We start from the raw sequence: 2,191 nt of genomic DNA on the forward strand, positions 1-2,191 counted from the left end.
GGCCGCGTCTGGCAGGACGACAACGGCGTCACGCACCACCAAACCAGAACCGGCCAGGCCTACACCAGCTACCCCGACGGTCCTGGATCAACCACGGCGTCCAACCACCCCCGCCCCCACCACCGGACCCCTTCGACAACCCGGAACCACCGCCCTTCTGAGAACTAGCGAGGAGTGGGGTGGATGAATCGGACCGGTTTCCTGGCTCCCGGCCTCAGTAACTGTGGTCCATTGTCATACGGGTGGTACCGGAAATGGTGAAAGTCGCCGTGGTCAGCCGAGATGCCCGAGTTCAAGCTCCTCACGGCTGCTTATGTGCAGCTTCGCAAACATCCGATAGATGTGCCCCTCCACGGTGCGCACGGACAGGCCGAGCCGCTCGGCAATATCCGCGTTCTGCATCCCTTCCAGAACCAAGCCACCGATTTCATGCTCGCGCCGGGTCAGTTTTACCGGCGCCGCCTGCGGTGGCTCGACTCCAGCATCCGCGGCGTGGGTCCACGGCTCCACGGACGCTCGGGTGCCTCCGGTGCTGGCAGTAGCAGCCGTGCCCCCAGCCGGGGTAATGCCGGCAGTACCTGCAGCATCTTCGCCTCCGGCCGTGCCCATCCGGCTGGCCCCGGCGGGCCCCGTCAGGCTAGCTCCGGCGGGCCGTGTCCGTCCGCCTGCTCGTGCCCGGCCCGATGCGCTGCGGCCGTTGGGGGCAGTGTCAAGGGAAGTGCCGGACGGCAGGGACTTCTGCAGCTGGCGCTTGACCTGGGCCAGGAAATCCCGCTGGCCGGTGGTGCCGGCGGCGTCCTCGGGTGCCAGGACCGGCGTGCGGAGATTCTGCAGGGTCGGCTGCAGTATGTGGCGGGAGGAGGGATTGTCGAGGATCCGCAAGAAGGCGGCCATGTCCTCGTCGCGCAGCGCCCGCACCAGCGAGGTCAGCAGCGATGCTGCGGCGCCCTCGCTGAGTTCGGCCACTTTCACCAGGTCGTCCAGCCCGTCAAGGCTGCCCAGCCGCAAGGCCAGCAGGCGCAGGTCCAGTTCGTCGCTGATCAGGCCCAGTTGTTTCGCCTCGGCCATGAGCGCCCGCAGCTGGTCCAGGTCCGCGGGTACTTGGTACAGCCGGAACCGGGCAGCCGCTGCGAAGCCCTCGCCGACCAGCCGCAGCCGGTGCAGGGGCCGCTCCTCTGCATCAGCGAGGCCGGCCAGGTAGCTCTCGGCCAGCCCTGCCAGGCCGGCCGTGGCGGCGGTGTGCGCGGCGACGGCGAGCGCCAGGGGCAGCAGGTTCTCCAGGTCCAGCTGTCGCAGCCCCTCGACCGCGGCGGCGAGCAGCTCCAGCCCCTGCGCGGGCCGGGACTGCAGGATCTCGATGATGGCAGCGGCGAGCGTCACGGATCCGCCGAAGTAGAAGGGGCCGCGCAGGCCCGAGCCGGCGTAACGCTCGAGCTCGGCGGTCACGTCGTCGTACTCCCCCAACCGAATGAGCGCGGTGATGTGCGGGGCGAGCACGATTTCGTAGTACCCCAGCAGCTCCGCCTCGTTGCCATGCAGCAGGTCCAGCGCACGCCGGGTCAGCGCCGCCGCGGACTGCAGTCGGCCGGTGGCACCGAAGACGTCCGCCAGCAGCGTCCGGGCGACCAATTCCACCTCCGGCGACGCACCGTCCGCGTCCAGCACCTGCAGCAGTTCGGTTTCAGGGCTGGCGAACAGGCCGCCGGCGATCATCGCCTGGATCCGCAGCAGCCGGCAGCCGGTGCGGGAAAGTACGACGGCGGGTGTTCCGGCCAGGCGCGGCTGCGCGGCTTCCAGCCGGTCCACTGCAGTAGCCCATTCGTCCGCCAGCCCGTCCAGCGCGTCCACTGCGCCATTCCGGAGCAGCAACTGGGCCCGCAGCACCGCCGCGGACTTCGCTGTGGCCAGGTCGCCGGCATGCTGGAGGACGCCGCCAAGCAGCTCTTCGGCCTGGGCGTACTCTCCCTTGTGGAATTGCGCCCGGGCCAGCTCCACCTGCGCTGCGCCGCGGTACGGTCCGTCGGGCACCGCGCCGGCGGCCCGGTGGGCGAACCGCGAGCTGAACAGGCTATTGGCCAGCCCGGCGACCGTAACCAGTTGCTGCGGCGGCACCGGCAGGCCGCAGTTGAGGGCCCAGTCCACCTGCCGCAGCAGCGACTCGCCCGTAGGGCGGCGCAGGTCCAGCCGCCGG

The 2,191-nt window shown here is 70.2% G+C and carries 1 protein-coding gene; it reads right to left on the minus strand.

Features of this window, described 5'->3' with window-relative positions; genetic code table 11:
• Positions 1-273: 273 nt before the first annotated feature.
• The coding region (locus D477_RS23025; RefSeq protein WP_005274630.1) for a helix-turn-helix transcriptional regulator at positions 274-2,191 on the minus strand (1,918 nt) is incomplete at its 5' end.

It is taken from the genome of Arthrobacter crystallopoietes BAB-32 (assembly GCF_000328305.2).
Taxonomy (GTDB): domain Bacteria; phylum Actinomycetota; class Actinomycetes; order Actinomycetales; family Micrococcaceae; genus Crystallibacter; species Crystallibacter crystallopoietes_A.